This is a genomic window from Halomonas sp. LMYGS-3, from assembly GCF_059509875.1.
Window position 1 is genome coordinate 1 of the sequence record NZ_JCAKFQ010000016.1, and the last position, 24,543, is coordinate 24,543.

General features: G+C 66.3%; 21 protein-coding genes. 6 read left to right on the plus strand and 15 right to left on the minus strand.

From position 1 onward, the window contains the following. Window positions 1-271 precede the first annotated feature (271 nt). Both AC5W54_RS14665 and AC5W54_RS14670 read left to right on the plus strand, forming a co-directional pair. Window positions 272-1,660: a uracil-xanthine permease family protein gene (locus AC5W54_RS14665; RefSeq protein ID WP_495962827.1), complete on the plus strand. Its 1,389-nt coding sequence runs from the start codon at window positions 272-274 to the stop codon at window positions 1,658-1,660. A gap of 115 nt (window positions 1,661-1,775) precedes the next feature. Further along, on the plus strand, window positions 1,776-2,399 hold the full coding sequence (locus AC5W54_RS14670; protein WP_495962828.1) for a phosphoribosyltransferase: 624 nt from the start codon (window positions 1,776-1,778) through the stop codon (window positions 2,397-2,399). Between the two features lie 87 nt (window positions 2,400-2,486). Here AC5W54_RS14670 and AC5W54_RS14675 read toward each other — a convergent pair whose 3' ends face one another. The 3 genes from AC5W54_RS14675 to AC5W54_RS14685 all read right to left on the minus strand — a co-directional run bounded on the left by AC5W54_RS14675 (window position 2,487) and on the right by AC5W54_RS14685 (window position 4,575). Then, window positions 2,487-2,843 (minus strand): phasin family protein, encoded by a 357-nt coding sequence (locus AC5W54_RS14675; RefSeq protein ID WP_495962829.1) that lies wholly within the window; start codon window positions 2,841-2,843, stop codon window positions 2,487-2,489. A 257-nt stretch (window positions 2,844-3,100) separates the two neighbouring features. After that, entirely contained in the window at window positions 3,101-3,790 is a 690-nt protein-coding gene (locus tag AC5W54_RS14680) for a glutathione S-transferase N-terminal domain-containing protein (RefSeq protein ID WP_495962830.1), read from the minus strand. Between the two features lie 77 nt (window positions 3,791-3,867). Then, complete coding sequence (locus tag AC5W54_RS14685; RefSeq protein WP_495962831.1) at window positions 3,868-4,575, minus strand: glutathione S-transferase N-terminal domain-containing protein; 708 nt, start codon at window positions 4,573-4,575, stop codon at window positions 3,868-3,870. A 365-nt stretch (window positions 4,576-4,940) separates the two neighbouring features. On the opposite strand from AC5W54_RS14685, the gene AC5W54_RS14690 reads away from it, so the two are divergent. Beyond that, window positions 4,941-6,641 (plus strand): L-lactate permease, encoded by a 1,701-nt coding sequence (locus AC5W54_RS14690; RefSeq protein WP_495962832.1) that lies wholly within the window; start codon window positions 4,941-4,943, stop codon window positions 6,639-6,641. Window positions 6,642-6,785: 144 nt separating this feature from the next. Here the strand turns inward: AC5W54_RS14690 and AC5W54_RS14695 are convergent, their stop codons facing one another. Together AC5W54_RS14695 and AC5W54_RS14700 are read right to left on the minus strand one after the other, a co-directional pair. After that, window positions 6,786-7,970 (minus strand): CaiB/BaiF CoA transferase family protein, encoded by a 1,185-nt coding sequence (locus AC5W54_RS14695; protein ID WP_495962833.1) that lies wholly within the window; start codon window positions 7,968-7,970, stop codon window positions 6,786-6,788. Window positions 7,971-8,039: 69 nt separating this feature from the next. Further along, complete coding sequence (locus tag AC5W54_RS14700) at window positions 8,040-8,834, minus strand: enoyl-CoA hydratase/isomerase family protein (RefSeq protein WP_495962834.1); 795 nt, start codon at window positions 8,832-8,834, stop codon at window positions 8,040-8,042. Window positions 8,835-9,234: 400 nt separating this feature from the next. Here AC5W54_RS14700 and AC5W54_RS14705 point away from each other — a divergent pair, with 400 nt between their 5' ends. Next, complete coding sequence (locus tag AC5W54_RS14705; protein WP_495962835.1) at window positions 9,235-9,762, plus strand: gamma carbonic anhydrase family protein; 528 nt, start codon at window positions 9,235-9,237, stop codon at window positions 9,760-9,762. A 120-nt stretch (window positions 9,763-9,882) separates the two neighbouring features. Here AC5W54_RS14705 and AC5W54_RS14710 read toward each other — a convergent pair whose 3' ends face one another. The 9 genes from AC5W54_RS14710 to AC5W54_RS14750 form a co-directional block, all read right to left on the minus strand. Then, on the minus strand, window positions 9,883-11,460 hold the full coding sequence (locus tag AC5W54_RS14710) for an aldehyde dehydrogenase (NADP(+)) (RefSeq protein ID WP_495962836.1): 1,578 nt from the start codon (window positions 11,458-11,460) through the stop codon (window positions 9,883-9,885). A 36-nt stretch (window positions 11,461-11,496) separates the two neighbouring features. Continuing rightward, on the minus strand, window positions 11,497-12,669 hold the full coding sequence (locus AC5W54_RS14715; RefSeq protein WP_495962837.1) for a fumarylacetoacetate hydrolase family protein: 1,173 nt from the start codon (window positions 12,667-12,669) through the stop codon (window positions 11,497-11,499). A 96-nt stretch (window positions 12,670-12,765) separates the two neighbouring features. Continuing rightward, complete coding sequence (locus AC5W54_RS14720; protein WP_495962838.1) at window positions 12,766-14,157, minus strand: FAD-binding oxidoreductase; 1,392 nt, start codon at window positions 14,155-14,157, stop codon at window positions 12,766-12,768. Window positions 14,158-14,229: 72 nt separating this feature from the next. After that, window positions 14,230-15,753 carry a tripartite tricarboxylate transporter permease gene (locus AC5W54_RS14725; RefSeq protein ID WP_495962839.1) on the minus strand — a complete coding sequence of 508 codons (1,524 nt, stop codon included), beginning with the start codon at window positions 15,751-15,753 and terminating at the stop codon, window positions 14,230-14,232. An 18-nt stretch (window positions 15,754-15,771) separates the two neighbouring features. Next, on the minus strand, window positions 15,772-16,245 hold the full coding sequence (locus AC5W54_RS14730; protein WP_495962840.1) for a tripartite tricarboxylate transporter TctB family protein: 474 nt from the start codon (window positions 16,243-16,245) through the stop codon (window positions 15,772-15,774). A gap of 133 nt (window positions 16,246-16,378) precedes the next feature. Then, window positions 16,379-17,350: a Bug family tripartite tricarboxylate transporter substrate binding protein gene (locus tag AC5W54_RS14735; RefSeq protein WP_495962841.1), complete on the minus strand. Its 972-nt coding sequence runs from the start codon at window positions 17,348-17,350 to the stop codon at window positions 16,379-16,381. Between the two features lie 235 nt (window positions 17,351-17,585). After that, window positions 17,586-18,551 carry a LysR substrate-binding domain-containing protein gene (locus AC5W54_RS14740; protein WP_495962842.1) on the minus strand — a complete coding sequence of 322 codons (966 nt, stop codon included), beginning with the start codon at window positions 18,549-18,551 and terminating at the stop codon, window positions 17,586-17,588. A 95-nt stretch (window positions 18,552-18,646) separates the two neighbouring features. Further along, on the minus strand, window positions 18,647-19,549 hold the full coding sequence (locus AC5W54_RS14745) for an NAD(P)-dependent oxidoreductase (protein WP_495962843.1): 903 nt from the start codon (window positions 19,547-19,549) through the stop codon (window positions 18,647-18,649). Between the two features lie 31 nt (window positions 19,550-19,580). Beyond that, on the minus strand, window positions 19,581-21,077 hold the full coding sequence (locus AC5W54_RS14750) for an NAD-dependent succinate-semialdehyde dehydrogenase (protein ID WP_495962844.1): 1,497 nt from the start codon (window positions 21,075-21,077) through the stop codon (window positions 19,581-19,583). A 275-nt stretch (window positions 21,078-21,352) separates the two neighbouring features. On the opposite strand from AC5W54_RS14750, the gene AC5W54_RS14755 reads away from it, so the two are divergent. Together AC5W54_RS14755 and AC5W54_RS14760 are read left to right on the plus strand one after the other, a co-directional pair. After that, window positions 21,353-22,657, plus strand: coding sequence for an L-fuconate dehydratase (locus AC5W54_RS14755; RefSeq protein ID WP_495962845.1), 1,305 nt, complete (start codon window positions 21,353-21,355; stop codon window positions 22,655-22,657). A 24-nt stretch (window positions 22,658-22,681) separates the two neighbouring features. Next, window positions 22,682-23,710: a 4-hydroxythreonine-4-phosphate dehydrogenase PdxA gene (locus tag AC5W54_RS14760; protein WP_495962846.1), complete on the plus strand. Its 1,029-nt coding sequence runs from the start codon at window positions 22,682-22,684 to the stop codon at window positions 23,708-23,710. Window positions 23,711-23,809: 99 nt separating this feature from the next. Here the strand turns inward: AC5W54_RS14760 and AC5W54_RS14765 are convergent, their stop codons facing one another. Continuing rightward, the gene (locus tag AC5W54_RS14765) at window positions 23,810-24,463 is read right to left on the minus strand and encodes a GntR family transcriptional regulator (protein ID WP_495962847.1); all 654 of its coding nucleotides are present in this window, start codon (window positions 24,461-24,463) and stop codon (window positions 23,810-23,812) included. Between the last annotated feature and the right edge of the window lie 80 nt (window positions 24,464-24,543).

A 24,543-nucleotide genomic window follows, 5' to 3' on the forward strand; every position in this document is an offset into this window, starting at 1 on the left:
CTGGTACTCTCTCATTGGGAACATCCTATCTCTTGGCGGAGACTGGAGGTTCCCTTTGACCGCAGCACACGGTCAAACCTCGGGTAGTCCCCCGGCAAAGCCGGGGGATTACCTTATTTATTTAACCAATTGTATTTAAAGGAATATTTTTATTAAATACAAAATTTGTCATCTACTGTCTTTTAAATAGATGGATATTGTGTACATTCAATGACGGGTGTGATGTCCACTTACTGCATCACCGTTTACAACAACAACCCGAGAGCCCGACATGACCGACGCTGAACAGCCGACCGCCCGGACGAAGCCGTCACGCACCATCAACCAGGACCCGGATGCCATGCCCCCCCTGGGCAAGGCCATCCCCCTGGGACTGCAGCACATCATGGCGATGTTTGCCGGCAACGTGACGCCACCGATCATCATCGCCGGGGTCATCGGCGCCACCGCCGGTGAGCAGATCTTCCTGATCCAGGTGGCACTCTTCGTCGCCGGGGTCTCGACCCTGGTCCAGACCCTCGGCATGGGTCCCATCGGCGCCCGGCTGCCGATCGTGCAGGGCACCAGTTTCGGCTTCCTGCCGGTCGCCCTGCCGCTGGCCAAGGCCTTCGGCCTGCCCGCCGTGCTGGGCGCCTCCTTCGTTGCCGGGCTGCTGCAGATCCTGCTGGGCGCCTTCCTGAGGAAGATCCGCCACTGGTTCTCGCCGGTGGTCACCGGCATCGTGGTGCTGCTGATCGGCATCACCCTGATGCCGGTCGGCCTCAACTACGCCGCGGGCGGCGTGGGCTCGGAGAACTTCGCCTCGCCCACCAACCTGGGCCTGGCCTTCTTCGTGCTGGTGGTAACCATCGCCGTACACCAGCTCGGGCGCGGCTTCATCAAGGCCTCGTCGATCCTGTTCGGCCTGGCGTCCGGCTATCTGGTGGCCATCGCCCTGGGCATGGTCGACTTCACCAACCTCGCCAATGCCGCCTGGTTCTCCCTGCCTCAGCCGTTCGTCTACGGCATGGAGTTCTCGATGACCGCGATTATCGGCATGACCCTGATCATGTTCGTGGTCGGCCTGGAAACCATCGGCAACATCTCCGCCATCACCACCGGCGGCGCCGGGCGTCCGGCCAGGGACAAGGAACTCTCCGGCGGCGTGATGGCCGACGGCGTGGCAACCTCCTTCGCTGCGGTATTCAACACCCTGCCCAATACCGCCTACGCCCAGAACGTGGGGCTGATCACCCTGACCGGCGTGGTCAGCCGCCATGTGGTGACCATCGGCGGCCTGCTGCTGATCGCCATGGGCCTCTTCCCCAAGCTGGGGGGCCTGGTCGCCGCCATGCCGCACGCGGTGCTCGGCGGCGCCGGCATCGTGATGTTCGGCATGATCGCCTCGGCGGGACTGAAGATCATCAAGGAGTGCGAACTCGACCAGAGGGCGATGCTGATCATCGCCGTGTCACTGAGTCTGGGCATCGGCCTGCCGGCGGTGGAGGCCATCTCCGAGACCATGCCTGGTCAGGCCGGCCTGCTGCTCAAGTCGGGCCTGGTACCGGCCGCCGTGGCTGCCCTGCTGCTGGATGCCATCCTGCCCGGCAAGCCCGGTCGGGCCGGGCCCCAGGCGAAGGGGGTTGCCGGCGATGAGAACAAGGTCGGCTCCGAGGCCTGACCCTGGACCAACCGCGCCACTCGACCTTCCGGTGGCGCGAGCCTGCCGCGGACCGGGCCGCCCCGGCGACGGACTCCTACACTGGAGACAGAGCGAACCACACAGGAGCCCTGTCATGTTCCGTGATCGACTCGATGCCGCTCGGCAACTGGCCGAGCGTCTCGCCCATCTCAAGGACCGGAACCCGCTGGTGCTGGCAATCCCTCGAGGTGGTGTGCCCATGGGACGGGTGATCGCCGATGCTCTGGAAGGGGAACTGGACGTGGTGCTGGTACGCAAGATCGGCGCCCCCGGCAATCCGGAATACGCCATCGGCGCGGTCAGCGAGGACGGCAGCGTGCATCTGGAAGAGGCGGCCCGCCATTGCCGTGATGACGTCCTGGCCCGGGAGATCGAGCACCAGCGTGAGCTGATCGCCGAGCGCCGCCTGCGCTACACTCCGGTGCGTTCGCCCATCGACCCGAAGGGACGCACCGTGGTGGTGATCGACGACGGCAGTGCCACCGGCGCCACCATGGCCACCGCCCTGGTCGCCCTCCGGCAGCGCGATCCCGAACGGCTGATCGCGGCCATCGGGGTGGCCCCGCCCGACACCGTGGAGCGGCTCGAAGCCCTGGCCGATGAGGTCGTCTGCCTGGAAGCCCCGCGCTACTTCCAGGCCGTCGGGCAATTCTTTGCCAACTTCGGTCAGGTGGAAGACGACGAAGTCATCGCGCTGCTCGGTGGCGATGGCCCGTGACGGACACCCCGTCGTACACGACGACAACGGGCCACCTCCCTGAGGGAGGCGGCCCGCTGCATCCGGCCTTCTGGACGACTGAAGGCGTTACTTGGTCGCGGCCGTAGCCGACTTCACGCTGTCCTCGACCAGCTTCTGGCCCTTCTGCACGTACTCCTGGCTCAGGGCCACGACCTTCTCGGCGTCTCCCTTGACACGCTCGCCCAGCTCCTGGACGGCCTTCTGCTGGCCTTCCATGACCGTCTTGAAGCTCTCGGCATCCTTGACGTCCAGCCAGCTGCGGGTCTGGGCCAGGCCCAGGTCCGTGAGGGCACGGGCCGCATCGAACTGGGCGGAGAACAGCTTCTCGTAGTACTCCAGCGTCAGCGAACCATAGGCACGTGTCGGCTCGACGAACACGCTCTGGAACTGCTCGGTCGCTTTCTCGGTGGTTGCTTTGCTCATGGGACACCTCCGTCTGGGTGACAAGTCAAGGCGGGATGCCTTGTATTGCATTGCAACATAGCAGGGCTTCTATTGCGCTGCAACATCGAATCCTCCCCACTTTGACCGTTGTCAACTCGCGGCTCGGCGGGCACTTCATGGGCGGCTCGACGAAGAGGTGTTCACGGTACCCCCGGCCTCGCACAGCTCGCGAGATGCCGCCCCAAGGGCATCACCCGGCGGGCCGGGCGACTCCCGGGTGATACCGACTGCCGGCCTCAGCGCTGTCCGAACAGGTACCAACGGGCTTCGTCGTCCAGTTCCACGCCGTCGTTCGGGTTGATGTCCTCCACCAGCGCATAGGCGCTCTGCACCGCCGGACGAGCCGCGACGGCGCGCATCCAGCGCAGCACGTTGGGATACTCCTCGATGTCCTGACCCTGCTTTTCCCAGGACCTCACCCAAGGGTAGATGGCCATGTCGGCGATGGAGTAGTCGTCGCCGCCGACATGGTCGTGATCCTCCAGTCGTCGATCGAGGATGCCGTAGAGTCGTGACGTCTCCCGCCCGTAGCGCGAGACGGCATACTCGACCTTCTCGGGCGCGTAGTGACGGAAGTGGTGGTTCTGGCCGGCCATCGGGCCGAGGTTGGCCATCTGCCAGTAGAGCCACTGCAGCACTACATAGCGCTCGCGGCCGCTCGGAGGCAGGAAGCTGGCGGTCTTGTCGGCGAGGTATTCGAGAATCGCCCCGCTTTCGAACAGCGCCAGCGGCTGCCCCCCGTCGGCCGGCGTGCGGTCGACGATGGCCGGGATGCGATTGTTGGGCGCAATGGCCAGGAACTCGGGCGTGAACTGCTCGCCCCGGCCGATGTTGATCGGGCGAACCTCGTACTCGAGGCCCGCCTCCTCGAGGAAGATCGTGACCTTGTGGCCATTGGGCGTCGTCCAGTAATAGAGCTCGATCATCTCTCTCTCCTTGCGTGATCCAGCCAGGTTCTTTCGACCAGAGCCCTCTTCGACCTGTGCCCTCGGCAAGCGCTCCTTCAGCGGTAGGCACCCTCGATATCGGTGATGCGCATGGCACGGCGTCCCAGTCCGTCATACAGGTCCAGCATACGCTCGATCCAGGCGTAGACCGGGTCGGCGTTGGAGACCAGATCGGCGCTGGAGACACAGCGCGCCCACATGAAGCTGCCGAAGACCAGGTAGTCGGCAGCGGCCGGCGCCGCGCCGTCGAGGTAGTCGGACTCCTGAAGGTGGCCACGCAACGGTTCCAGGGCGGCATCGAGCTGGGCCAGGCCCTTGGCCGGCGAATGGAACTCCTCGAGGCTACGGCCGAAGCGCTTCTCGCGGGTCTCGCGGAAGTAGTCGCGATCGCCGGGGTGCACGGCGTTGAGCAGGTCCATGACGATGGTGCGCATCATCGCCGGGGCCAGGGCACGCTCGGCGTAGTGCTTGAAGAAGCGCGCCCGCGCCTCGGCGATGCCCTCCCCCAGCAGCGGGGGCTCCGGGTAGATGCGATCCAGGTAGCGCAGGATCTCATAGCTCTCGGTCACCACCTCCCCGTCATCGACGAGCACCGGCACCTTGTCGTGACCGGCGAAGGCCAGGGTCTCCTTCTCGGTGAAGCGCCATGGCTTCGTCTCCACGTCCAGTCCCTTGTGGGCCAGGGCGTACTTGACACGCCAACAGTAGGGCGAGAAACGCAACCCCTCGTCGATACCGCATAGATCGTAGAGCACCCGTGTCATACCGACTCCTCGCATCCGCTCAGGCTCCTGACCCGATAGTGCCAGGCTTTGCCGACCCTCGCCAATCGAGAGTCACCGCCTCGTCGCCGGGCAGCGACGACTTGTCAATTAGTCTAATCTCTTTTCCTCTCCCGGCGGCGCCCTTTCCATCACGGGATTGGCTAAGGCACGTATTTTCAAGGAATTTCAATGCCTCCAAGGGGCCGGACGTCCTCATCGATATTGGTAATACCAATTATCCATATATGGTCATCCCGGTGGCGTTGGGCGTATCTTGCGTCCGTCCGCCGTCCCGGCGGGCGACCGCCGGGCTTTGCGACTCGCTCAAGAGCACGACCGACAACAACCCGAGGAAAAACCGCCTCATGACTGATACCACCCTTGCATTACTCGCCTTCGTGCCACTAGTACTGGCCGGAGTGCTGCTGATCGGCCTGCGGATGGCGGCAAGGACCGCCATGCCGATGGTCTTCGTGGTCACGGCCCTCATCGGCCTCTTCGCCTGGGAGATGAGTTTCAACCGGGTACTCGCCTCGACCCTCCAGGGGCTGATCCTCACCGTCTCGATCCTGTGGATCATCTTCGGCGCCATCCTGCTGCTGAACACCCTGAAACACTCGGGCGGTATCACCGCCATCCGCAACGGCTTCTCGGGCATCAGTCCCGACCGTCGCGTGCAGGCGATCATCGTCGCCTGGCTGTTCGGTTGCTTCATCGAGGGCGCCTCCGGCTTCGGCACTCCCGCGGCCGTGGCCGCCCCCTTGATGGTGGCACTGGGCTTCCCGGCGCTGGCCGCCGTGGTGGTAGGCATGATGATCCAGTCGACCCCGGTCTCCTTCGGTGCGGTGGGCACGCCGATCGTGGTCGGTGTCTCGGGGGGCATCAACCGTGATGCCATCACCGAGCGCCTGGCCGCCGACGGCGCGACCTGGACCGAGTACTTCCGTCTGATCGCCGGCGAGGTGGCCATCGTCCACGGCATCGTCGGCATCCTGATGCCGCTGATCATGGTGGTGATCATGGTGCGCTTCTTCGGCGCCAACCGCTCGTGGAAGGAGGGCCTGTCCATCGCGCCCTTCGCCATCTTTGCCGGCGTCAGCTTCGTGGTGCCCTACATGCTGGCCGGCGTCCTGCTGGGGCCGGAGTTCCCGTCGATGATCGGCGCCATGGTCGGCCTGGCCATCGTCGTCCCGGCGGCCCGCAAGGGCTTCCTGATCCCCCGGGACACCTGGGACTTCCCCGAGAGCACGTCCTGGCCGGACGAGTGGATCGGCAAGCTGGTCATCAAGACCGAGGATGTGGTGGGCAAGACCCCGATCACCGCCTTCATGGGCTGGGTCCCCTACGTGCTGCTGGCCCTCTTCCTGGTGGCATCGCGCACCGTCGAGCCACTCAAGGTCGCCCTGACCTCGCTGAGCGTCGGCTGGAGCGACATCCTCGGCGAGGCCGGCGTGTCAGGCAGCATCCAGCCGCTCTACCTGCCCGGCGGCATCCTGCTGATGGTGGTGCTGGTCACCGCCGTGCTGCACCGCATGCGTGCCGGTGAACTCCGGGCCGCCTTCGGCGAGTCCACCCGTACCATCTTCGGCGCGGGCTTCGTGCTGATCTTCACCATCCCCATGGTGCGGATCCTGATCAACTCCGGCGTCAACGCCGCCGACCTGGTCTCCATGCCGGTCGCCATGGCGCAGTTCGTTGCCGACGGCGTGGGCGGGGTCTACCCCTTCTTCGCCCCGTCCGTGGGCGCACTCGGTGCCTTCATCGCCGGCTCCAACACCGTCTCCAACCTGATGCTGTCGGAGTTCCAGTTCAACGTGGCCGAGGCACTGGGGCTCTCCACCGCCTTCATGGTCGCCCTGCAGGCCGTGGGGGCCGCCGCGGGCAACATGATCGCCATCCACAACGTGGTCGCGGCGTCGGCCACCGTGGGCCTGCTCGGCCGCGAGGGCATCACCATCCGCAAGACCATCCTGCCGACCATCTACTACCTGGTGTTCACCGGCATCATCGCCCTGGTCGCCTTCTACGGGATCGGACTGACGGATGCGCTGATGCGGGCGGGTTGATATGCCACCGTGACCCGGCAACGACACCGCCCCCGGGCAACATTGGCCTGGGGGCGCTCTATTTCCCCCACCCTCGAGTGTCGGCGTCCACCTCGGAGCGTGACGCTCCGATGCCCGCGCCCAGCTTGCCGGCGATGCCCGCTGTCACTTGAGCACCCCCTTGCGACGTAGCTCCTCGCAGCGCGCCTCGTCGATGCCAAGCTCGGCCATGACTTCATCGGTGTGCTGGGCGTAGAGCGGCGCCGGCCGACGAATCTGCGGCGGGGTCTCGGAGAGCTTGCTGGCAAAGCCGATGGTCTTCATCTTGCCGATGGTCGGGTGGTCCATCTCCTGCACCATGCCACGCGCCTGATAATGGGGATCGTCCAGGGCCTGGGCGAAGTTGTTGATGGGGCCGGCCGGCACGCCCGCCTGGTCGCACTTGGCCAGCCAGGACTCGCGCCTATCCTGGACGAAGATCTCCTCGAGCACGGCTTCCAGCTCTTCCACGTTCTGCCCGCGCAGGTGATTGGTGACGAAACGCGGCTCTTCCAGCAGGTCCGGGCGATGGATCACCTCATGGCAGAGGCGCTCCCAGGTGCGCTGGTTGGCACAGCCCAGCATGATATAGCCGTCCTGTACCTTGATCGCCTGGTAGGGGGCCGACACCCGGTGACGCCAGCCGGTCGGCTCTGGAATGGTGCCTTCCGCGAAATAGGCCGCCGCCTCCCAGATGAACCAGGGCAGGCCGCACTCGGCGATGGCCACATCGACATGCTGCCCCTCGCCGGTGTTCATCTTGTGGATGTAGGCCGCCAGGATCGAATAGACAGCGGTGATGCCCGCGCCGATATCGTAGACGGCGATGCCGGTCTTCAGCGGACGCCGGCCGGGTTCGCCGGTCATCGACATCAGCCCCGTCATGCCCTGAGCCACCAGGTCGAAGCCCCCCTTGTGACTGTAGGGGCCGGTCTGCCCGTAGCCGGAGATGGAGCAGTAGATGATGCCAGGATTGATGGCCTTGATGCTCTCGTAATCCACCTTCAGCTTCTTGGCAACGCCGGTGCGGTAGTTCTCGACGATCACGTCGGCTTCCTTGGCGAGCCGATAGAATATCTCGCGCCCCTCCTCCTCCTTGAGGTTCAGCGAGATGCTCTTCTTGTTGCGGTTGATCTGGGCGAAGCAGGTCGACTCGTCATTGACGTAGGGCCCCATCTGTCGGCTGTCGTCCCCGCCATTCTTCTCCACCTTGATGACATCGGCTCCCATGTCGCCGAGCACCATGGTGCAGTAGGGGCCGGCCATGATCTGGGAAATGTCGAGAACCTTCATCTTCGTTAAGGGAAGCATGCTAGCCACCTCGTTGTAATAGGAAAACGTTACGACCGGCAAAGGCCGCGAACTGCCATGGAATGGCCACTACTCTCCTTGCCAGGCATGGGGTGTCTTGTTGATGAACGCACTGACGGCGCTCTTGAAGTCCCGGCTGGTGTAGCAGAGCGCGATCAGGTCCGCTTCACTGCCGGCGGCGGGTCGCCGAGCTGACAGCACACGCTGGACCTCCTCCTTGGAGGCCCGCAGCGTCAGGGGGGCGAAGCCGCTCAGCCGTTCGGCCACCTGGCGCACCTCGGCTTCGATCATTTCGGGCGCGATGACCTCGGTCACCAAACCGGCCAGCTTCGCCTCCTCGGCCTTGAACAGCTTGGCCAGCATCAGTACCTCCTTGGCCCTGGCGGCACCGACCAGGTCGACCAGACGCGACACATTGGTAATGGAGACGCAGTTGCCGAGGGTCTTGGCGATGGGCACACCGAAGCGTAGATCGGGTGTGCAGTAGCGGAAGTCGCAGGCCATGGCGATGGCCGCACCGCCGCCGACGCAGAACCCCTCGATCAGGGCGATGGTGGGCTTGCTAAGCGACTCCAGAGTGCCGATGACCCGGTCGATGCGATGCTCGTAATCCAGCGCGTGCTGGGCCGTGTCGAAGGTGGCGAACTGCTTGATATCGGTACCGGCCACGAAAGCTTCGCCGCCACTGCCGCGCAGCACCACCACATCGATATCGGGATCCTCGTCCAAGGCCTGACAGTGGCGCTCGAGCGCGTCGTACATCCCCCAGGTCATGGCGTTGCGGACCTGAGGACGGTTGAAGATCAGCCAGGCGATACGCCCGTCCTTGATGAACTCCAGCTCGGCCGTCGTTTTCGGCTCCATTTCCCCCTCCTGCTTCGTCAGCGGGGCAGGCGGCCGTAGCCCTCACCTGCCGTCGTTACGCACGGTGCACGCTTCCCGGACGCACCCCACACCTCGCTATCTGGCTCGCGGTACAGCTCGTACGGAGCGAAAGCACCAGGACCGCACAAACGTAATTATGAACTCATAATTCATTTCATCAAGTTAGACTTTTGTCTATCTCGACTCACCAAAATGGTGGTTATCACAGTAAATTCAATGGGTTGCGCTTGGCGATCAGGGTTGTCAACGACAAAATTATGAATTCAATTTTGTTGACGCCTCCCGCCGGGCTACCTACCGTGTTCCTTACCCGGGTGTGGTGACGCTGCCGGCTGTCGGACAGCCAACAGCCACCTGCCCCAACAAGAGGAGACAGGACATGACCACCTACGCACTCGAGGATCTTGCGCCGCGCCACGATGACAGCGTTTTCATCGCCCGCGAGGCCGCCGTCATCGGCGACGTCCGACTGGGCAAGGACGTCAGCATCTGGCCGGGGGCCGTACTGCGAGGCGACAACGAGCCGATCCACATCGGTGACAACAGCAACATTCAGGAGAATTGCGTGCTGCATACCGATCCCGACTTTCCCTTAAGCATCGGCAAGGACGTCACCGTCGGTCATCTGGTCATGCTGCATGGCTGCACCATCGGTGACGGCACCCTGGTGGGCATGCACTCGACCATCCTCAACGGCGCGCGCATCGGCGAGAATTGCCTGATCGGCGCCGGCTCGGTGGTCACCTCCAACAAGGAATTCCCCCCCAACTCGCTGATCGTGGGCTCGCCGGCCAGGGTGGTGCGCACCCTGAGCCCTGATGAGGTGGCCGGCCTGGCCGAGAGCAGTCAGAGCTATGTGGCGCGCAAGGAGCGCTACCTGGTCCATCTGAAGCCGCTGAGCGAGTGACTCAGGGCGTCCCGTCACACCCCCTCATCACCGGCTGGAGCGTGACACGGCAAGGCACCTGCCTCGCCGTGTCGCGCTTCATTCACTCATACCTGCGACTCCCGTCTCGCGAGGGCCTGCTCAGCCTTCGCGCCGGCCATCCACCAGCCGGGTGACATTCAGCGGGTTGCCGTCCTGGAGCGCCTCGGGCAACAGGCCCTGCGGCAGGTTCTGGTAGCACACCGGGCGCAGGAAGCGCTGGATGGCCGCGCTGCCCACCGAGGTGGTACGACTGTCCGAGGTGGCCGGGAAGGGCCCGCCGTGGACCATGGCGTGACACACCTCGACGCCGGTGGGCCAGCCGTTGGCCAGCACCCGGCCGGCCTTACGCTCGAGCACCGGCAGCAGGGCGCGGGCCGCCTCGAGGTCGCCGTCGTCGAGCTGCAGGGTGGCGGTGAGCTGACCCTCGAGCCGCTCGGCCACCGCGACCATCTCGTCGAGGTCGGCGCACTCGATCACCAGCGACGTCGCCCCGAACACCTCGGCCTGGAGCGCCTCGCTGCCCAGGAAGTCGGCGGCGCCGGCGACGAAGAGCCCGGTCTGGCACTGGTGGGGGCCCTCGCCGGCCTGGCCGCGGGCCACCTCACGGGCCTGGCCGCTGGCGGCGAAGGCGCCGACGCCCTGCTCGTAGGCGGCATGGATGCCCGGGGTGAGCATGGTCTGGGCGGCGCTGGCGGTGACCGCCCCGCCGGCGGCGGCGGCGAAGGCGTCGAGCGCTTCGTCCTGGAGGCCGATCACCAGGCCGGGATTGGTGCAGAACTGCCCGGCGCCCATGGTGAGCGAGGCGACGAAGCCCTCGGCGATCTCCCGGCCGCGGGCCTCGAGCGCCTCCGGCAGCAGAAATACCGGGTTGATGGAACTCATCTCGGCGTAGACCGGGATCGGCTGGGGCCGCGCCTGGGCGGTGGCCATCAAGGCCAGGCCGCCGGCACGGGAGCCGGTGAAGCCCACCGCCTGGATACGCGGGTTCGCCACCAAGGCTTGCCCCACCTCGCGGCCGGCGCCGAACAGCAGCGAGAAGACGCCCTCGGGCAGGCCGCACTGGGCCACCGCGGCCTGGACGGCGCGGCCCACCAGCTCGGAGGTGCCGGGATGGGCGGAGTGGGCCTTGACCACCACCGGGCAGCCGGCGGCCAGCGCGGAGGCGGTATCGCCGCCGGCCACGCTGAAGGCCAGCGGGAAGTTGCTGGCGCCGAACACGGCGACCGGGCCCAGGGCGATATGGCGCTGGCGCAGGTCGACCCGCGGCATGGGCTGCCGCTCGGGCAGCGCCGGGTCGATGCGCACGTCGAGCCACTCGCCGGCGCGCACCACCGCGGCGAACAGGCGCAGCTGGCCGCAGGTGCGGCCACGCTCGCCCTCGAGGCGTGCCCGGGGCAGGCCGGTCTCGGCCATGGCGCGTGTGATCAGGGGCTCGCCCAGGGCCTCGATCTCGCCGGCGATGGTTTCCAGAAAGGTGGCGCGCGCCTCCAACGAGGTCTCGCGGTAGCTGGCGAAGGCCGCCTCGGCGAGCGCGCAGGCCTGCTCGACCTCGGCCGCACCGCCGCCGCGGTAGACGGGGTCCAGGGTCTCGCCGCTGGCCGGGTCGACGGCGTGGATCTCGCCGCGGCGGCCGGTCACGGCCTGCTGGCCGATCAGAAGCTGTCCGGTGAGGGTCATGCTCTTCTCCTGCAAAAGGGGGTGGGTGTCGTCGTCTCAGGCCTGGCCGCGGCGGGCCAGGTGGGCATAGAGGGCGCGCAGGCCGAAGGTCCAGGGCGGCAGCCGGTCGCTGCGCTCCACGCCGTTGACCAGGGCGCCCAGGGCCGGGGTGGCGATGGTCACCCGGTCCCCCAAGTGATGGGTGAAGCCCTGCCCCGCCCCGTCGCGGTCCTGGATCGGCGAGAACATGGTGCCGAGAAACAGCATGAAGCCGTCCGGGTACTGGTGGTGGGCACCGAGGGTCTGGCCGACCAGTTCCAAGGGATCGCGGCTGATCTCGCGCATGTCGCTTGAGTCCTCCAGCACGAAGCCGTCGTCGGCACCCTCGATGCGCAGCGCGACCTTGGCCTGGCGCACCGTATCCAGGGTGAAATGGTCGTCGAACAGGCGCACGAAGGGGCCGATGGCACAGGAGGCGTTGTTGTCCTTGGCCTTGCCCAGCAGCAGGGCACTGCGCCCCTCGATGTCGCGCAGGTTGACGTCGTTGCCGAGACTCGCGCCCCGGGGGGTGCCGCACGAATCCACCGCCAACACGATCTCCGGTTCGGGGTTGTTCCACTGGGAGGCGGGATGCAGGCCGACGCGCTCGCCGAAGCCCACCGACGAGAGCGGCTGGGCCTTGGTGAACACTTCGGCATCGTGGCCGATGCCCACCTCCATGTACTGCGACCAGGCTCCCTTGGCCTGCAGCTCGGCCTTGAGCGCCATGGCCTCTGGCGAGCCGGGGCGGATCTGCGACAGGTCGCCGCCGATCAGCGCCTGGATCTCGCGGCGCAGCTCGCCGGCGCGCTGAGGGTCGCCGCCGGCCTGCTCCTCGATCACCCGCTCTAGCAGGCTCACCGCGAAGGTCACCCCGCAGGCCTTGATCGCCTGGAGGTCGCAGGGAGCGAGCAGGTAAGGCGCGCTCCTGGGCTCGTCCTGGGAGTTCTCGAGCAGGATCTCGACGGCCCCGAGGTCCTCACCGTCGAGGCCGGTGGCGAAGGCCGCGGGGTCCTCGCGGTCGAGCAGGTCGGCCAGGGTCGCGGCCTCGGCGGAGACGTCGAGGACCCGGCCCTGGCGCACCACCACGATGGCCGGACCGGCGAGAGGCGCATCACGCCACACCCGGCCGACCAGCAGGGCGCGGTCGAGGTCCTCGGGCAGGCAGTCGCGGGGATGGATGGCTTGCATGGTGGCTCCTGTCATGGGGTAGAAAGCGCGGACGGCTCAGGGTTCATGAGGAGGACGATGATCGTTCGGTCAGCGGCAGGATTCGTCCCGCTCCCATCAGCTCATCGGGATCGAGCACTGCCTTGATACCGGCCAGCAGCCGGCGCTCGGTGGCGGAGAGCCTGGCCAGGTAGGCGGCCTGCTTGCTGCGTCCGATGCCATCTCGGCGCTGATGCTGCCGTCGAAACCGTCCACGACGGTGAAGATCGCGCTCTCCAGCCGCTCGAACAGCGCCGGCAGCGCCTCCGCCGGCGTCTCGGTGGGCGGCAGCACGTTGATGTGCAGGTTGCCGTCACCGATATGGCCATAGGCGACCACCAGGGAGTCGGGGGAAAGCGTCGTCACGGCCGCGGTGGCTTGATCCACACACTCGGCGATCGCCGAGATCGGCACCGAGACGTCGGTGCGCAGATGCTCGCCGCGCAGCAACTGCCCCTCCACCATGCTCTCGCGGATCAACCACAACTGATCGGCCTGGGCGACGCTCGAGGCCAGCACGCCATCCAGCACCGTCTCGTCCTCCATGCCCGCTTCCAGCAGCCTCTCGAGCATGCCGGGCAGATCCACGGGCCCGCTGGCCGCCAGCTCGAGCAGGACATAGTAAGGATAGGCCTCGTCGAGCGGATCGGAGAGCTGTGGCGCGGCCTCGAAGGCCAACTCCAGGCACTGACGCGGAATCAGCTCGAAGGCGGAGAGCAGATCGCTGCCGACGCGCCGTGCCAGGGCATAGAGCTGGACCGCCGCCGCCACCGAAGGAATCGCCAGCAGGGCGGTCTGCGACTGCTGGGGGCGCGGCGTCAGCTTGAGCACGGCCCCGGTGACGATGCCCAGGGTGCCTTCGCTGCCGATGAACAGCTGCTGCAGGCTGTAGCCGCGGTTGTCCTTGTGCAGTCCTTTCATGCTGCTCCAGATCTCGCCGTCGGGCAGCACCACCTCGAGGCCCAGCACCAGCTCGCGCATCATGCCGAAGCGCAGCACGTTGACGCCCCCGGCGTTGGTGGCGATGTTGCCGCCGATCTGACAGCTGCCCTGGGCGCCCAGCGAGAGCGGGAAGAAGCAGTCCGCCTCCTCGGCGGCCCGCTTGACCTCTTCGAGGACGCAGCCCCCATCCACCGCCATGGTGAAGTCGAGCGGGTCGAGCCGACGGATGCGGGTCATGCGTTCGAGGCTGATGACGACCTCTGGCTCGCGATCGTCCGGCAGGGCCCCCTTCACCAGGCCGGTGTGCCCGCCCTGGGGTACCATGCGAATGCCCTGTTCGTGGCAGTAGCGCACCACCTCGGCCACCTCTTCGGTGGTCCCGGGGCGCACCACGGCCAGGGGCATGCCCAGACGCCCGCCGGCCCAATCGCGCACGTAGCGTTCCTGATCGGCGGCCTCGACCACCACTCCCTTGGTGCCCAGCACTCGGATGAAGAAGGCGACGGCTGCGTCGTTGCGGATAGTCATGTCGGCGTCTCTACTCTGGGTGACAGGGTGTCGCATCGGTCGACCGGGCCAGCGCCGAGGCGCTGGCCAGGATCATTCGGCCGCTGCCTTGCGTCTGCGCTGGCGTGCCGCCACGAACAGCTTCTTGCCGAGCGGATAGAGCACGAACAGCAGGATGAGCGTCAGCAGAGTGGCCGCGATCGGGCTTCTCAGGAAGATCATCGGGTCGCCGCGCGAGATGTCGAGCGCCTGGCGCAGGCTGGTCTCGAGGCGGGGCGTGAGCACGAAGGCCAGCAGCAGCGGCGCGATCGGGTAGCGCGCGGCGGTCATGAAGAACGCCACCACCCCGGCACCGAGCATGAACCAGACATCGAACATGCTGTTGTTGACGCTGTAGGAGCCGACCACGCAGACCACGGCGATCACCGGGATCATGATCGAGGCCGGGATCAGCAGTAGCTTGACCAGGAACGGAATGATCGCCAGGGCCGCCAGCACCGCCATGACGTTGCCCAGGTACATGGAGGAGATCAGCCCCCAGACGAAATCGGGGTTGGTCTGGAACAGCAGCGGGCCGGGCTGCAGACCCCACATCATCAGCCCGCCGAGCAACACCGCTGCCGTGCCCGAACCAGGAATACCCAGCGACAGCAGGGGCGCGAAGGAGCCGGCTGCGGCGGCGTTGTTGCCCGCCTCCGAGGCGGCCACCCCTTCGAGGCGCCCCTTGCCAAGCTCGCTACCGTTGCGGCCCACCTTCTTCTCCAGCACGTAGGAGAGGAAGGAACCGGTGGTGGCCCCGGCCCCCGGCAGGATGCCCACCAGGTTGCCGAGCACCCCGGAACGCAGCGAAGCGGGCAGGATGCTGCGCACCTCCTGGCGGTCGAGCAGACTCTCCTTCAGCCCCAGCCGGTTGGACAGCCCCTTCGCAGAGGGATCCACCCGGTTGACCATCATCACCAGCACCTGGCTGAAGCCGAACATGCCGATCACCAGCGGAATGAAGGAAATACCGTTGAGCAGGTGCATCGAGTCGAAGGTGAAGCGCGGCTGACCGAAGGCCGTGCCGATGCCGATGGTGGCCAGCATCACGCCGATGAAAGTCGAGATCAGTCCCTTGATCGGATTGTCGCCCAGCAGCCAGCCGATGGAGCAGAGCGCCAGCAAGATCAGCGCCGCCACCTCGGCCGGCCCGAACATCAGGCCGACGTGGGCCAGGATGGGTCCCATGAAGGTGAGCATGATGATGCCCACGGTACCGCCAATGAAGGAGGAGATATTGGCGGTGAACAGCGCCTTGCCGCCCCGCCCCTGCTGCGACAGCGGGTAGCCGTCCAGCGAGGTCACCACGGCCGGCGCATCGCCGGGAATATTGAGCAGGATGGCGCTGTAGGAGCCGCCATACATGCAGCCATAGTAGAGGGCCCCGAGCATGATGATGCCGGTGATGGGATCCATCTGGAAGGTGAGCGGGAGCAGCAAAGCAATACCGGTGACGGAACCGAGCCCGGGGATGGCGCCCACGATGATTCCCAGACTGGCCCCGACCAGCGCGGCCAGGATGTTGCTGAAGGTCAGCGAGGTGGCAAACCCCAGCATCAAGGATTGTAGGATATCCATAAGGGACTCTTCGCTCGATTATCGGAACAGCTCGATGAGGGCCCCCGGGGGGAACGCCACCATCAGCCACATGCCGAACAGCAGGTAGATCACGCCGCCCGTGCAGGCCCCGATCACCACCGACTTGAGCCACGGCTGACGCTCGATCAGCGCCATCCACAGCACGATGAACAGCGTCATCGCCAGCACCATGCCGAACAGCGGAATGCTAGCGACGGCCATGCCCATGGCCACGGCCGGCCAGAGATTGCGCACCCCCACTACATCGGCGGCCCATCTACGGCGCAGCAGCTCGTAGCCACCGAGCAGAGCGGCGCCCAGCCCCATCACCAGGGGGAAGAAGCCGGCGCCGGGACCGTTGTGTACCCATACCCCGTACTGGAGCCAGCCAAAGCCGGCCCAGACGAGCCCCATCACGATGATGCCTAGGGTGACCAGCAGTGAGACCCAGGGCCGGCCGCCGCCGGCCGGTGCTTGATTCACGCTTGACATGGCTTGCGCCTCTTGACGGTGGCGGCCGCCTCTGCCCTCTTCGCCGCCTGTTATGCAGTCGGGTCGGGGAGGAGCAAGGCGGCCGCAGGGGAACGACTGGGGGTGGCGCCAGCCGGCAACCACGCCCCGCGCGTCAGTCGATCATGCCGGCCTCTTGGAACATCGTCCGGTACCGTTCCTGCTCCCTGCGGTAGTACTCGGCGCTCTCCTCGGCCCCCATGAAAGTGGGAATCAGCCCATTGTTCTCGACATAGTCCTGGGTCCACTTGTTCGTCTCCGAGGCGGCGCGGAAGACGTTCTCCCAGTACTCGACGGCTTCACTGGGCATCTCGGGCGGCCCGGCATAGCCACGGAAGATCATCAGCGAGAGATCGTCGTAGCCCAGCTCACCGAAGGTCGGCACCTCGTCGAAGGGCGCATCGAGGCGCTCTTCCGAATAGGTGGCCAGGAAACTGATCATGCTCTGATCGACCCGCGATCCCAGCTTGAAGATGGCAGCATCGATGTGCCCACCCAGCAGAGCGGCGGTCACGTCGCCGGTACCGTCGAAGGGCACATACTGGAACTCGGCCCCCAGGTTGTCGTTGAGCATCGAGAAGGCGAGGTGGTCCTCGCCGCCGCGACCGGCACCGCCGATGGTGATGCCGCCCGGGTCCTGGCGAGCGCCTTCGATCAGGCTGTCAAGATCCGTGAACTCGCCGCCGGCCTTGACGCCCACGAACAGCGTATCCAGCGCCAGGGTGGCGAGCGGCGTGAGGTCGTCGAGCTGTACGGTGGCGTTGTTGACCACCATGCTCATCATCTGACCGCCGTTGAAGGTCATGATGGTGTGACCGTCGCCGCGCTTGCTGAAGGTGTAGCTGTTGCCTACCGCACCGGAGCCGCCGGGGCGGTTGTTGACCAGCATATTGCCGTTCACCAGCCCGGTCTCGCGCACCGCTTCGACCAGCATACGCGCGTTGATGTCGCTGCCGCCGCCGGCGCTGTACGGCACCACGAATTCGACATTGCGCTGAGGTTCCCAAGCGTTGGCACTGCCGCTGACCAGCGCCAGGCAAAGCGCACCAGACAGTGCGGTCTTGCCGACCCATGCAATCTTCATCATCTCTATCACCTTGTTTGTACTTGTCTTGCCAGAGCCGTTGTCACCACCCTGTGGTGACAGCCAACGTGCTCGGCCCATCCGGCGATTCGCCGTCGACGGGTTGGAAGGCAGCCTTCGATACCCGACACGGTATAATTATGAACTCATAATTCATTTTATCAACGTCGACTTTCGTCTAGGCCCTTTGCCAGGCGATGGCTGGATGGTGCCCGGAGAGCGGCACGAAGGGCCGGGGTCAGGCCGGGGCCGAACCCGGCAGGCGGGGCCGTTGCGACTGCACCTCTCGGCGCAGCTCGTCGACCAGTTCTGACGTGGCGGTGGACAGGGGTTCGTGCTTGCGGGTGATGATGCCGTAGTAGTCCAGCGGCTTGCCGATGGTCAGCGGCAGCAGCGCATACTGGCCGCTGGCCAGGGGGCGCTTGAGCACCGACCAGGGCAGCACCGCCAGCATCGGTGAGGTGAGCAGAAGTTGCAGGGTGGTCTGGGTCGAGGTGGTTTCGATGGTATCGTCGGGCGAAGCGATGCCGGCCTCGGCAAGCGCGGCCTCAAACACCTGACGCATGGGGCTGGCATGGGGATGCAGGATCCATGGCCAACGACTCAACGCCGACAGCGCGGCCTGCGGCTTGCCGACCAGCGGATGATCGCGGCGCACCACCACCCGCAACGGCTCCTCGAGCAGGGGCTCGAAGTCGAACAGGTTGTGCTGACTGACCGCCGTGAGCCGGCCGATCACCAGGTCGAGCTGCTTGTACTCGAGAGCCTGCAGCAGGCGATCGCTGCTCTGCTCGTCGATGCTGACCGACAGCCGCGGCCGCCGCCGCTTGAGCGCGGCGATCGCCGCCGGCAGGATCTCCGGGGCAGCCGCGGGGATGGCGCCGATCAGCAGACGACCGTAGCCCCCTTCGCGCCGGAGCTGGAGGTCCTCGACCATCCGCTCGGTATCGTTGAGCAGGATCTCGGCATGGCGGATCAGCTGCACGCCTAGCTCGGTCGGCACCATGGCGCGCGGCTGGCGCTCGAAGATCGCAAACCCGAAGCAGGCCTCCAGATCGCGCAGCATCTTGCTGGCGGCCGGCTGGCTGAGGTGCATCTGACGGGCGGCGGCATGCATGTTGCGGCGCCGATCGAGGTGGATCAGCAACAGCAGGTGCTTGAAGCGCATCCAGCCACACAGGCCGACCGATGACAGATTGTCCAAAGCTTCCGGCCCCCGATAACCAGTGTCGATCGCTCACCCTAGCCCCCACCAGTGGGGGGAGCAAGCGGTCCCGAACCGTGTTGTCCCACTACTCTTCAGGAGCCCTGGTCGCCCCCCAGAATACCGATCAGTTCAGGAAGCGTGGCTTGAGCATGACCCGCCGACTCGGCCTCGCCCAGCACCTTGTCGATGCCCGCCGCGGCCTCCCGCGCCGCGCCCAGATCGCCGGCCATGGCCAGGTAATAGCCCAGATCCTTGTGGGCATTGGCGATGCTGAAGCGGAAGCCGGAGGCGTCGCGCGCCTGGAGGTAGGGGCGCAGCCGCTCGAGCACGGTGCCCGCCCCACCGCCCTGGGCCAGGACATCGACGAACACCCCGGGCTCGATGCCGCCGCGCTCGGCACAGGCCGCCGCCTCGGCCAGCACAGTGGAGAAGCCCACCGAGACGAAGTTGTGCAGCAGCTTCAGCTGGTGACCGGCCCCGACCGGACCGGCATGGGTGATGTTCTCGGCGAAGCTTTGCAGCAGCGGCAGCTGCGCCTCGAACAGTTCGCGATCCCCGCCCACCAGCAGGTTGAGCCGCCCCTCGGCGGCCTCCTTGGGGGTGCGCGTCATGGGGGCATCCAGGAAGCGTCCGCCCGCCGCCTCCACCGCCTCGGCGATGCGCAGCGTCGAGCTGGGAATCGCCGTGGAGCAATCGATGATCACGCTGCCGGGCCGGAGCCCCTGCAGCACCCCCTCCTCGCGGAACAGCACCTCCTCCACCTGGGGCGAACCGGTCACACAGAGAATGATGACCTCGGCATGACGGGCCAGCTCCGCCCCCGTGGCGAATGACGTCGCCCCCTGGGCGAGGAGCCCATCGACCGGCTGATTGCCGGGGTGATCGAGGAAGGCCAGCGGCCAGCCAGCCCGCTGGATATTGGTGGCGATGCCGTGGCCCATCAGGCCGATCCCGACCATGCCCACTCGCGGTGTCGTCAACTGCGCGTCGCTCATGTCGTCTCCCGTGTCGTCGTGCGGCCAGGCATCACAGCCCACCCATGCAGAGGTATTTGATTTCGATGTAGTCCTCGATGCCGTACTTGGAGCCTTCACGACCGATGCCGGACTCCTTGACGCCGCCGAAGGGCGCCAGCTCGCTGGAGATGATGCCCTCGTTGATGCCCACGATGCCGCACTCCAGGGCCTCGGCCACCCGCCACACCCGGCCCATGTCACGGGTGTAGAAGTAGCTGGCCAGGCCATAGGGCGTATCGTTGGCCAGGCGGACCACCTCCTGCTCGTCGCTGAAGCGCAGCAGCGGCGCCACCGGGCCGAAGGTCTCCTCGTTCATCAACCGGGCGTCGGCGGAGACATCGGTGAGAATCGTCGGCTCGAAGAAGTTGCCGCCCAGCGCATGGCGCTGTCCGCCCAGATAGACGCTCGCCCCGCGCTCCCGGGCATCGGCGATGTGCTCCTCGACCTTGGCCACCGCGGCCGGGTCGATCAGCGGCCCCAGGGTCACCCCCGCCTCGATGCCGCTGCCGACCCGCTGCGCCGCCACCGCCTGGGCGAGACGCTCGGCGAAGGCATCATAGATTCGCTCGTGAACGAAGATGCGGTTGGCGCACACGCAGGTCTGGCCGGTGTTGCGGAACTTGGAGGCCATGACCCCGGCCACCGCCTGATCGAGATCGGCATCCTCGAAGATGATGAAGGGCGCGTTGCCCCCCAGCTCCATCGAGACCTTCTTGACCGTCTGGGCACAGGCGGTGAGCAGCACCTTGCCCACCTCGGTGGAGCCGGTGAAGGAGAGCTTGCGGACCCGCGGGTTGGCCGTCAGCTCATCCCCCACCACCCGGGCGCTGCCGGTGACCACGTTGAGTACCCCACGGGGCACGCCGGCACGCTCGGCCAGCGCCGCCAGCGCCAGCGCCGAGAAGGGGGTGCTGGAGGCCGGCTTGACCACCACCGTGCAACCGGCGGCCATGGCGGCGGCGGCCTTGCGGGTGATCATCGCATTGGGGAAGTTCCAGGGCGTGATGGCCGCCACCACCCCGACCGGTTCCTTGGTGACCACGATGCGGCGATCCGTGGCATGGGCGGGAATGACGTCGCCGTAGATCCGCTTGGCCTCCTCCGCGAACCATTCGATGAAGGCGGCACCATAGGCGATCTCGCCCCGAGCCTCGGTCAGCGGCTTGCCCTGCTCCAGGGTCAGGATGCGGGCCAGATCCTCCTGATGCGCCATGCACAGCTCGTACCAGCGCCGCAGGATGACGGCGCGCTCCTTGCAGGACTTGGCCTTCCAGGCGGGAAAGGCGCGATCGGCCGCCTCGACGGCCTCGCTCACCTGCGCCTGGGTCAGGCGGGGCACGCTGCCCAGGGGCGTATCGCTGGCCGGATCGACCACCTCGATGATCGCCTCGTCGCTGGCATCGACCCAGCGACCGTCGATATAGGCGTGCTGCCGGAACAGCGCCGGATCCTGCAGCGCCGGCGCTTGACGACCTGCCGTACCCTGTTCTGCCGCTTGTCGCGTCATGTGCTTTCCCCCGGAATTGTGATTGGCCCAGACAATATGAATTATGAATCCAAAATTACGTATTCTACTTTCGTCCCAACAGGCCTCCGGCAGAACGCAGCCGGCAAGGGGGAAGGCGCCGCGGGGAGCTGCGAGCCGCAGGGCGAATGTCGACCAATCGATAACCAATTCCGATCGATATTGAGAAAAAAACGATTGGAAGGTTATCAATTGGGCTGCCTAGGCTGATGGCCACTCGCCCTTCCACCCAAGCCCTTGCACGGGAATCCACCACCATGACCACCATCACCCGCCTCGAGGTTCAGGACATCCGCTTTCCGACCTCGCGCTCCCTGGACGGCTCGGATGCCATGAACGCGGCGCCGGACTACTCGGCCACCTATGTCACCCTGCACACCGATGCCGAGAGCGGCCTCGAAGGGCACGGCCTGACCTTCACCATCGGTCGCGGCAACGAGCTCTGCGTCAAGGCCGTGGAGTCGCTCGCCTACCTGATCGAAGGCGAGACGCTGGAGACCATCACCGCCGAGATGGGCACCTTCTGGCGGCGGCTCACCAGCGGCGACAGCCAACTGCGCTGGACCGGCCCGGAGAAGGGCGTCATCCACCTGGCCACGGCGGCCATCGTCAACGCCATCTGGGACCTGTGGGCCAAGTCGGAAGGCAAGCCGATCTGGAAACTCCTGGTCGACATGTCGCCCGAGCAACTGGTCCGCTGCCTCGACTTCCGCTTCGTCACCGACGCCCTGACCCCCGAGGAGGCGCTGGGGCTGCTCCGGCGCAACGCCGCCGGCCGCGCCGCTCGCGAGCAGGAGATGCGCGAGCACGGCTACCCCGCCTACACCACCTCGGCCGGCTGGCTCGGCTATGACGACGACAAGGTGCGCCGCCTGGCGCGGGAGGCGCTGGCCGAGGGCTGGACCCACTTCAAGCAGAAGGTGGGCGGCAACCTCGAGGAGGACCGCCGTCGCGCGCAGATTCTGCGCGAGGAGATCGGCTGGGAGCGCACCCTGATGATGGACGCCAACCAGATGTGGGACGTCGACGAGGCGATCGCCAACATGCGCCGGCTGGCCGAGTTCGACCCGCTGTGGATCGAGGAGCCGACCAGCCCCGACGACATCCTGGGCCATGCCGAGATTCGCCGCCGCCTGGGCAGCATCGGCGTCGCCACCGGCGAACACTGCCACAACCGGGTGATGTTCAAGCAGCTGCTGCAGGCCGGCGCCATCGACTACTGCCAGATCGACAGCGCGCGCCTCGGCGGCCTGAACGAGGTCATCGTGGTGCTGCTGCTGGCCGCCAAGCACGGCGTGCCGGTCTGTCCCCATGCCGGTGGCGTCGGCCTCTGCGAGTACGTGCAGCACATCTCGCTGTTCGACTACATCGCCGTCTCGGGCTCCCTGGAGGGGCGCATCCTCGAATACGTCGATCACCTCCACGAGCACTTCGAGCACCCCGTGGTGATCCGCAACGGGCGCTACCAGGTGCCGACCGCACCGGGCTACAGCATCACCCTCTACCCCGAGTCGCTGTCGCGCCACGTCTATCCGGATGGCGCTGCCTGGCAGGAAGCGTGAGCTCAATCACGAGGAGAGTGCAAGATGACCCAAGCAAGACCCTGTGTGGCCCTGACCCTGGGCGACCCGGCGGGCATCAGCCCGGAACTGGTCGCCAGGCTGCTGGCCGACCGCGAGGCGGTGGCCCAGGCCGACATCGTGGTGGTGGGCGATCCCTGGCTGTGGCAGGAGGGCCAGCGCGTCGCCGGCACGCGTCATGAGCTCCCCGAGATCGCGACCTGGGCAGAGGCTCGTGGGCAGGCCGGCCCCGTGCTGCTGCCACTGGACAGCATAAGGCGCGAGGAGGTCGAGTACGGCCGGGTCGACGCCGCTTGCGGTGCCTCGGTGCTGAAGGTCCTGGCCCACTGCCTGGACGCCGCTCGCGACGGCCGGATCGATGCCATCTGCTTCGCCCCGCTCAACAAGCTGGCGATGAAGCAGGGCGGGCTGCGCCACGAGGACGAGCTGCACTTCTTCGCCGAGTACCTGGAGGTTCAGGGCGACGTCTGCGAGTTCAACACCCTCGGTCCTCTCTGGACCTCGCGCATCTCCTCCCATGTGCCGCTCAGTGAAGCCGCTTCCTTCGTCACCCCGGAACGCATCCTGAGCGCCACGCGATTGATCCATGACGCCCTGGTGGCGGCCGGGGTGGCCACTCCCCGCATCGCGGTGGCGGCGATCAATCCCCACGCCGGCGAGGGGGGCACCTGCGGTCGCGAGGAGATCGACGTCATCGCCCCGGCCATCGCGGCCTGCGTGGCGGCGGGCTATCCGGCCCAGGGCCCCTTCCCCGCCGACACCCTCTTCCGCCGCGCCCGCGACGGCGAATTCGATGCCGTGGTCACCATGTACCACGACCAGGGACAGATCGCCCTCAAGCTGCTGGGCTTCGAGCGCGGTGTCACCGTGCAGGGCGGCCTGCCGATCCCCATCACCACCCCCGCCCACGGCACCGCCTTCGATATCGCCGGCCAGGGCAAGGCCAGCGCGGAGGCCATGCGTCACGCCTTTGCCATCGCCTGCCGGATGAGTCGGCATCATGCCCTCCAGCGAGGCGCCAACATCGCCAGCTGAGGCTGAGGGGTGTCATCCCGCAGGGATGCCAAGCCAGAACGCGGATGCCGGCCTATTCGGCCGGCATCCGCGTTTTTGCCTAGACAGGCACGCCCTCGGCTACTCCGCCATCTCCTCGAGCGCCGACATCTCCACCTTGTTGCGCAGATGTCGGCTGAGGATCTGTCCCAGGGCAGCGCCGTCACGGGCCCGCAGCGCCTCGACCATGGATTCGTGCTCACTGATCGCCTGGGACCAGTAGTCCTTGCTCAGCTCGGCGGTGAAACGCACCCGGCGCACGCGATGGTTGAGGTTCTTGTAGACGTCGATCAACACGTCGTTCTGGGAAGCCACCACGATGGCCTCGTGAATCTGCTGATTCACCAGCAGGTACTCCTGCATGTTGCCGCTCTTGTAGTGCGACAGCATCTGATAATGGAGCGCCTCGATGTTGGTCAGCTCCGCCTCGGTGATTCGCTCCCCGGCCAGTTTGCCGGCCAGGGCCTCGAGGTTCTGCATGACCTCGAAGGTGTTCTTGAGCGTTGCCCTGGTCAACTTGGCGACCCGTGCGCCGCGATTCGGCAACAGCTCGACGAAGCCCTCATAGGCCAGGACCTTGAGAGCCTCTCTGAGGGGAGTCCGGGACACTCCGAACTGCTCGCACAGCTGTTTTTCGGGAACACGACTACCGGGCGCCAGCGTACCCTGGGCGATCAGGTCGCGAATCCGCTCGGCAACCTCACCATGCAGGGTGTTCTGCCTGATTTTATCCATGAGGAATCATCCCGACCTAGTGCAAGAGGCGATTCGACAGACATCGACTGGCGATTGCGCCATGCAATGGAACCGCTAAA

Coding starts and splice junctions, on each gene's coding strand:
- AC5W54_RS14665 (WP_495962827.1), top strand. CDS start 272: ATGACCGACGCTGAACAGCCGACCGCCCGGACGAAGCCGTCACGCACC.
- AC5W54_RS14670 (WP_495962828.1), top strand. CDS start 1,776: ATGTTCCGTGATCGACTCGATGCCGCTCGGCAACTGGCCGAGCGTCTC.
- AC5W54_RS14675 (WP_495962829.1), bottom strand. CDS start 2,843: ATGAGCAAAGCAACCACCGAGAAAGCGACCGAGCAGTTCCAGAGCGTG.
- AC5W54_RS14680 (WP_495962830.1), bottom strand. CDS start 3,790: ATGATCGAGCTCTATTACTGGACGACGCCCAATGGCCACAAGGTCACG.
- AC5W54_RS14685 (WP_495962831.1), bottom strand. CDS start 4,575: ATGACACGGGTGCTCTACGATCTATGCGGTATCGACGAGGGGTTGCGT.
- AC5W54_RS14690 (WP_495962832.1), top strand. CDS start 4,941: ATGACTGATACCACCCTTGCATTACTCGCCTTCGTGCCACTAGTACTG.
- AC5W54_RS14695 (WP_495962833.1), bottom strand. CDS start 7,970: ATGCTTCCCTTAACGAAGATGAAGGTTCTCGACATTTCCCAGATCATG.
- AC5W54_RS14700 (WP_495962834.1), bottom strand. CDS start 8,834: ATGGAGCCGAAAACGACGGCCGAGCTGGAGTTCATCAAGGACGGGCGT.
- AC5W54_RS14705 (WP_495962835.1), top strand. CDS start 9,235: ATGACCACCTACGCACTCGAGGATCTTGCGCCGCGCCACGATGACAGC.
- AC5W54_RS14710 (WP_495962836.1), bottom strand. CDS start 11,460: ATGACCCTCACCGGACAGCTTCTGATCGGCCAGCAGGCCGTGACCGGC.
- AC5W54_RS14715 (WP_495962837.1), bottom strand. CDS start 12,669: ATGCAAGCCATCCATCCCCGCGACTGCCTGCCCGAGGACCTCGACCGC.
- AC5W54_RS14720 (WP_495962838.1), bottom strand. CDS start 14,157: ATGACTATCCGCAACGACGCAGCCGTCGCCTTCTTCATCCGAGTGCTG.
- AC5W54_RS14725 (WP_495962839.1), bottom strand. CDS start 15,753: ATGGATATCCTACAATCCTTGATGCTGGGGTTTGCCACCTCGCTGACC.
- AC5W54_RS14730 (WP_495962840.1), bottom strand. CDS start 16,245: ATGTCAAGCGTGAATCAAGCACCGGCCGGCGGCGGCCGGCCCTGGGTC.
- AC5W54_RS14735 (WP_495962841.1), bottom strand. CDS start 17,350: ATGATGAAGATTGCATGGGTCGGCAAGACCGCACTGTCTGGTGCGCTT.
- AC5W54_RS14745 (WP_495962843.1), bottom strand. CDS start 19,549: ATGAGCGACGCGCAGTTGACGACACCGCGAGTGGGCATGGTCGGGATC.
- AC5W54_RS14750 (WP_495962844.1), bottom strand. CDS start 21,077: ATGACGCGACAAGCGGCAGAACAGGGTACGGCAGGTCGTCAAGCGCCG.
- AC5W54_RS14755 (WP_495962845.1), top strand. CDS start 21,353: ATGACCACCATCACCCGCCTCGAGGTTCAGGACATCCGCTTTCCGACC.
- AC5W54_RS14760 (WP_495962846.1), top strand. CDS start 22,682: ATGACCCAAGCAAGACCCTGTGTGGCCCTGACCCTGGGCGACCCGGCG.
- AC5W54_RS14765 (WP_495962847.1), bottom strand. CDS start 24,463: ATGGATAAAATCAGGCAGAACACCCTGCATGGTGAGGTTGCCGAGCGG.